Raw genomic sequence first — 5,803 nt, forward strand, 5'->3', positions numbered from 1 at the left:
CCCTGCACTAAATTTAAAGTTCCGGGCCCGCGCACGCTAAACCTTGCAACCTAAAGGAGGGGTACTTTTTGGACGCCGATAAGGGGTCCCGTTTAAACGCCGATTGACAGGTCAGGGTTGCTCACCCCGCATCATGGTGACCGACAAGCTGGGTTCTTACGGTGCTGCAAATCGTGAGATCGGTCTGAGCGTTTGTGATCATCGTCAGCATAAAGGCCTGAATAATCGTGGCGAGAATTCGCACCAACCAGTCCGACGACGAGAGCGGATCATGAAGCGTTTTAAATCAGCGCGACATGTACAAAAGTTTACATCCATTCACGACCAAATTTACAACCTTCATTACTTTCCCGCAACCAATTCAGTTCAGCTAATCACCGGGAATTGCGTCAAGCCGCAACCAACATCTGGCGTGAAATCGCACGCCTATAGTTCAGACCAAAATACTATTCGCTATTCAAGAACATCCACTGTCAGGTTAAGGTTACGACGCCAAGAAAACACTTGCGACCCAGGCGCTATCCACAAATAGCGAAGCGGCTTATTTGCTGGCCGCAGCAATCTTACGATAGCGGCGCCAATTATCCTCTGGCGTAGTTGATTGCTCCGGTGGAACAGGCACAAGTGCCTTGAATGCGTATTGGCCCAGCAACATCATCCAAGTCACAAGTACAAAAGCAGACGTCAAGACTGGCATTCCGATCGGTTTTAAGAATATAGCTACAGATGCCCATAACCAAGCCGAAATCACGGCGCCAAACACTGCATAAAAGAAGCTGCTCCAAGTAAATACGAGGAATAAGCCCCCCAGAGCGATCGCAGTCAACGCAGAATTATAGCCAAACAATCCGTCACGAATGGCACCTTCGGGGGCCCCAAACAGGGCTGCAATTCCAGTACCAATGCTAGCACCAAGCAGTGCCATACCTGCGCTGATCCGAGAGTTAACTGCTATACCGATCAGCATAAGATAACCAGTAATCCAGTTATCCTGAAAGAATATCTGTGCGATAGATGTTCCTATACCCATATACCATGTTGGCACCATATAATGAACGGCATAGGAAAACTGATCTGGCGACACCGGCTTGGCCATTGGGCCAGCGTCAATTGCGTCAAACTTGAGGATTGCAAAAAGAAATAACCAGCCCACGAGTACAAACGGCATCGTTAGCGGCGCAGTTTTGTGCGTTCCAAGAACAGCGCCAAAGCTCGCAAAAACCATTGTTGAAAAAGCCGCTCCGCAAATGAGATAAACGGCCATCGCGGCAGACGGCAAAACACCAGTGCGAAAATCCGCACTGGTGTATGCAATTAAAGCAAGTGCAACAAGAGCTCCATTGAACCCAAACAAACCATCCCGCGTAAGTCCCTTGTCTGCTTTCAGGATCATAGCGGTCAATGTGCTTGCAATCACACCAACCACGCAAATGACAGCGTAGATCCATGAATTAAATAATATGGCTAGCAGAATGACCAAACCTGACCATGGATTGTTCTGAAAAACCACTTGCCCGACGCCACGCAGTGTCCAATCTACAAATCCGAGATATGGATGATCCCGCAGAGTGTATTGTTGCATATGACCTTGGTTCCCCTCGTTGCAGTCTTGATTACATCAAAACAGGAAGTATCTTTGAGCCATTGGAAGAACCTCAGCAGGCTCGCAAGTGATTAACTTTCCATCCACACGAACCTGATAGTTTTGTGGGTCAACCTCTAGCTTAGGTGTCAGGCCGTTATGGATCATGTCTTTCTTGCGTATTGTTCGTATACCATGAACAGCAACAAGCTGCTTGTTCAGCTTTAGTTTCTCGCCAATACCATCAGCCAAGGCTGCTTTTGAAACAAAGGTAACACTTGTCGATCCAAGCGCACGCCCAATGACGCCATACATTGGACGATAGTGAACTGGCTGCGGCGTCGAGATTGAAGCATTTGGATCACCCATTGGGGCCATTGCTATCATTCCGCCAATCATTACCAGGCTTGGCTTGACACCAAAGAACTCAGTTTTCCAGAGAACCAGATCTGCTCGCTTGCCAACTTCGATCGATCCAATTTCATGTGCAAATCCATGCGTAATCGCCGGATTGATCGTGTATTTGGCAATATAGCGCTTGGCTCGAAAATTGTCGTGACGACTGCTGTCCTGTTCCAGCGGGCCACGCTGTACTTTCATCTTATGTGCGGTTTGCCAGCAACGCAAAGTCGTTTCACCAATACGCCCCATTGCCTGTGAATCCGACGACATCATCGAAAACACACCAAGATCATGAAGAATATCTTCCGCAGCAATTGTCTCCCGTCGAATGCGAGACTCCGCAAATGCGACATCTTCGGGTATCTTGGGGCTAAGGTGATGGCAAACCATCAACATGTCCAGATGTTCATCGACCGTGTTAATTGTATAAGGACGCGTTGGGTTGGTCGAAGAGGGAAGAATGTTTTCTTCACTCGCCGCAGTGATGATGTCCGGCGCGTGACCTCCACCCGCACCTTCCGTATGGAAGCTGTGAATGGTTCTGCCCTTCATGGCTGCAAAAGTATCTTTTACGAACCCGCTCTCATTGAGAGTATCAGTATGGATCGCAATCTGAATGTCTTCCTCATCTGCAACAGTCAGACTGTTGTCGATGGTTGCTGGCGTTGTGCCCCAGTCTTCGTGGAGCTTGAGGCCGATCGCCCCTGCTATGATCTGCTCGCGCAACGGCTCAGACTTGCTTGCATTGCCTTTACCAAGAAAACCTACGTTAATTGGCAATGCTTCGGCTGCTTCCAGCATGCGATGAATGGCCCATGGCCCAGGCGTCACAGTTGTAGCAAGTGTTCCAACCGTCGGACCAGTCCCCCCACCTACCAATGTTGTTGTACCGCTCGCCAAAGCTTCTTCAGCCTGTTGCGGCGCAATAAAATGAATGTGGGTGTCAATCGCACCTGCGGTGAGAATCTTGCCTTCGCCGGCAATAACATCTGTTCCAGGCCCGATCACGATGTTTACACCTGGCTGGATATCAGGATTGCCCGCTTTGCCGATGCCGGAAATCCGACCGTTTTTGATTCCAACGTCAGCCTTAACGATGCCCCAATAATCCAAAATGATAACATTGGTGATGACAAGATCAGCAACTTCGGCCGCAAGACCCTGACCCTGACCCATACCGTCACGGATGACCTTGCCACCGCCAAATGTGACTTCTTCGCCGTAAATCGTATGGTCTTGTTCGATTTCGATCAGCAATTCCGTGTCTGCTAGCCGAACACGGTCGCACTTGGTTGGCCCGTAAAGATCGGCATAAGCCCTTCTTGAAATCGTCCCCATCCGTCTCTCCTAGAGCGCATCGCGAAAAGCATGAAACGCTTTTCAGTGAAGATGCGCATTAAAACTAATGATTGTGCACCAATATGATCCAGTCAGATCGAAGCACGCTCTAAAGCTTTCCCATGATCTTGGCATTAAATCCGTAGATTTCCCTCGTACCATCAATCGCGACCAGTTCAACCTCACGATCCTGTCCTGGTTCAAAGCGTATAGCCGTTCCAGCAGGAATGTTGAGGCGAAAGCCTCGCGCCTTTTCCCGATCGAATGAAAGAGCACCATTCGTTTCGAAAAAATGGTAATGAGACCCAACCTGAATGGGCCTGTCACCCGTATTCTCGACGGCCATCTTGCGGGTTTCACGACCTGCATTGAGCTCGATGGTACCTTCTTCTACAAAGAACTCACCCGGTATCAAGGTCCCCTCCTATGGAATTGGGTTATGGACGGTAACAAGCTTTGTGCCGTCGGGAAAGGTCGCTTCGACCTGTATATCGTTGATCATCTCAGGAACTCCGTCCATCACATCGTCACGCGTGAGGAGCGTTGCGCCATAGGACATGAGTTCGGCGACTGTTTTCCCATCGCGTGCGCCTTCCATTATTTCGGCAGAAATATAGGCGACGACTTCTGGATAATTGAGCTTAAGTCCCCTGGCTTTACGGCGCTCAGCAACTAAACCCGCCGTAAAGAGCAAAAGCTTGTCCTTTTCACGTGGCAGCAGTTCCATCGATCATCCTTTCCAAAGTTCACACGGCACTTTTGCTCTGTTTAAACCGCAAAAATGCAATAGACTGCTCATTTCAAGTCAGTTTATAATCTTCACCGTTAACGTGAGCGACGTATATTCAGGTTGCCCAAATACGCGGTGCAACAGACCGTTTACCGAGACCTATTTCTCTTATGACATCCCAGGCGCGACCGAATAGTGTTTTACATTCGGACATGCGTGTCCCAAGATATCGACAGACGACAACACGCTCCAGCGCGGAGACAGAGAAGACACCCAAACCGGCCTCTCCCAGCGCAGCTCGTACGCGCTCAGCCATATCCTCATTGACTGGCCCCGCATAAATCATAGTTCCCATGATCGGCCGCCCAGCAAAAGCATAAGTATCATGAAGCAGTGCCGTACCGGCGGCAAGGTCAAACCGCTCATAGTAAACAGGCACACCCTCACGCATGATAGTAACCCGCTGCCGAACGCGTCCCGCTGCGAAATCTTCTCCAGCCGCGGGGCGTCCAAAACTGAAAATCTCCCAACCCAGATACACTGAGTCTGACTTTAACGCGACCTCGGTGCTCACAGAAACCTTAGAACCGCCAAATAATATCGTCTCTTGCGGTAAGTATTCACAAACCGCTCCTCGCCCCACGTTAATTTTAACGTTTTGCACACTGTCATCACTGTCACTGCGATAAAACTTTGTCGCTCCGGGAGTGGTCACAACAGCCTTCGCACTATCATCCAAATGACAAAAAATTTCAAGCCGATCACCCCCTGCAACACCTCCTGGCGGATGCAGCAAATAGACATGTGCAGAACCATCATCTTCCGGGTAAAATGGACGTTGCACGGCGAGTGGGCCAATATGCCGTCTACGGACAAGGCGTGTGGTTGCGTCCGCGCAGGCGAACCACAACTCAAGCTCACCTTTCCATCCTGATCCGCTCATCCCCGCAAGCCTCACATTTTTATGTTGTATTCAATTTATTTCTGATCAAAATAGCTAAATGACATCAAGCTGATATTAGCAATCTAATCTGAAAATCCGGTCGTTTCAATACAGCCACCATCCTAATTTAGAAAATTAACCTATGTATTTTAGGTAGCTATACAATGTTAATCAGATATGCAACTAAACGGTTATCATAGGCGGAATTCATATGCAGCGTGTAATAAAAATTTGTTCTAATTCAAAAGAGCTTACTAATGCTGTCGCTTCGGGACAAAAGTCCATCGCGCTTAAGCATGATGAACGCCGAGTAAGGCGGAAAACCCTTATATTGGATAACAACGATAAAGTATTGATTGACCTACCAGAACCTATTTCGCTACGAAACGGTGAAGCGCTGGTTCTGGAAGATGGCTCGAAGGTCATCGTAATCGCTGCTTCTGAACCGCTTTATTCGATCACTGCGAGGAGTGCGGTACATCTTTCCGAACTAGCATGGCACATCGGAAACCGCCATTTGGCGGCGGAAATCTCGGCGGACCGCATCTTGATACTCCGTGATCACGTCATCAAGTCGATGCTCATCGGCCTAGGTGCCAGCGTAGAGGAAATTGAGGCGCCATTTGAGCCTGTCCGCGGGGCGTATCACAACTCCAGTCATAGTCACGCACACCACGATCACGATCACGATCACGATCACGATCACGATCACGATCACGATCACGATCATCACTAATTCACCACACACTATTTCTATATAAGTTTACAGTCGGGGCATTCATCATGGCATCAAAAAATGGTCCTCTCC

Annotated in this window: 6 protein-coding genes and 1 pseudogene; 2 read left to right on the forward strand and 5 right to left on the reverse strand. The window is 49.0% G+C overall.

The window, feature by feature from the left end; all coding sequences use genetic code 11:
- Positions 1-115 precede the first annotated feature (115 nt).
- A pseudogene (locus ABE530_RS19235) lies at positions 116-432 on the forward strand (DDE-type integrase/transposase/recombinase); the annotation flags it as partial.
- 109 nt (positions 433-541) lie between these two features.
- Here the strand turns inward: ABE530_RS19235 and ABE530_RS19240 are convergent.
- The 5 genes from ABE530_RS19240 to ABE530_RS19260 form a co-directional block, all read right to left on the reverse strand.
- Positions 542-1,582 (reverse strand): urea transporter, encoded by a 1,041-nt coding sequence (locus tag ABE530_RS19240; protein ID WP_499695666.1) that lies wholly within the window; start codon positions 1,580-1,582, stop codon positions 542-544.
- Between the two features lie 36 nt (positions 1,583-1,618).
- Complete coding sequence (ureC, locus tag ABE530_RS19245) at positions 1,619-3,322, reverse strand: urease subunit alpha (protein WP_499695667.1); 1,704 nt, start codon at positions 3,320-3,322, stop codon at positions 1,619-1,621.
- Positions 3,323-3,431: 109 nt separating this feature from the next.
- Positions 3,432-3,737: an urease subunit beta gene (locus tag ABE530_RS19250; protein ID WP_499695668.1), complete on the reverse strand. Its 306-nt coding sequence runs from the start codon at positions 3,735-3,737 to the stop codon at positions 3,432-3,434.
- A gap of 9 nt (positions 3,738-3,746) precedes the next feature.
- Positions 3,747-4,049: an urease subunit gamma gene (gene ureA / locus ABE530_RS19255; protein WP_499695669.1), complete on the reverse strand. Its 303-nt coding sequence runs from the start codon at positions 4,047-4,049 to the stop codon at positions 3,747-3,749.
- A 118-nt stretch (positions 4,050-4,167) separates the two neighbouring features.
- Positions 4,168-4,995 (reverse strand): urease accessory protein UreD, encoded by an 828-nt coding sequence (locus ABE530_RS19260; RefSeq protein ID WP_499695670.1) that lies wholly within the window; start codon positions 4,993-4,995, stop codon positions 4,168-4,170.
- 211 nt (positions 4,996-5,206) lie between these two features.
- On the opposite strand from ABE530_RS19260, the gene ABE530_RS19265 reads away from it, so the two are divergent.
- Positions 5,207-5,731, forward strand: coding sequence for an urease accessory protein UreE (locus ABE530_RS19265; protein ID WP_499695671.1), 525 nt, complete (start codon positions 5,207-5,209; stop codon positions 5,729-5,731).
- Positions 5,732-5,803 lie beyond the last annotated feature (72 nt).

The organism is Brucella sp. TWI559 (assembly GCF_039674265.1).
GTDB lineage: Bacteria > Pseudomonadota > Alphaproteobacteria > Rhizobiales > Rhizobiaceae > Brucella > Brucella chromiisoli.

Coding starts and splice junctions, on each gene's coding strand:
- ABE530_RS19240 (WP_499695666.1), bottom strand. CDS start 1,582: ATGCAACAATACACTCTGCGGGATCATCCATATCTCGGATTTGTAGAT.
- ureC (WP_499695667.1), bottom strand. CDS start 3,322: ATGGGGACGATTTCAAGAAGGGCTTATGCCGATCTTTACGGGCCAACC.
- ureA (WP_499695669.1), bottom strand. CDS start 4,049: ATGGAACTGCTGCCACGTGAAAAGGACAAGCTTTTGCTCTTTACGGCG.
- ABE530_RS19260 (WP_499695670.1), bottom strand. CDS start 4,995: ATGAGCGGATCAGGATGGAAAGGTGAGCTTGAGTTGTGGTTCGCCTGC.
- ABE530_RS19265 (WP_499695671.1), top strand. CDS start 5,207: ATGCAGCGTGTAATAAAAATTTGTTCTAATTCAAAAGAGCTTACTAAT.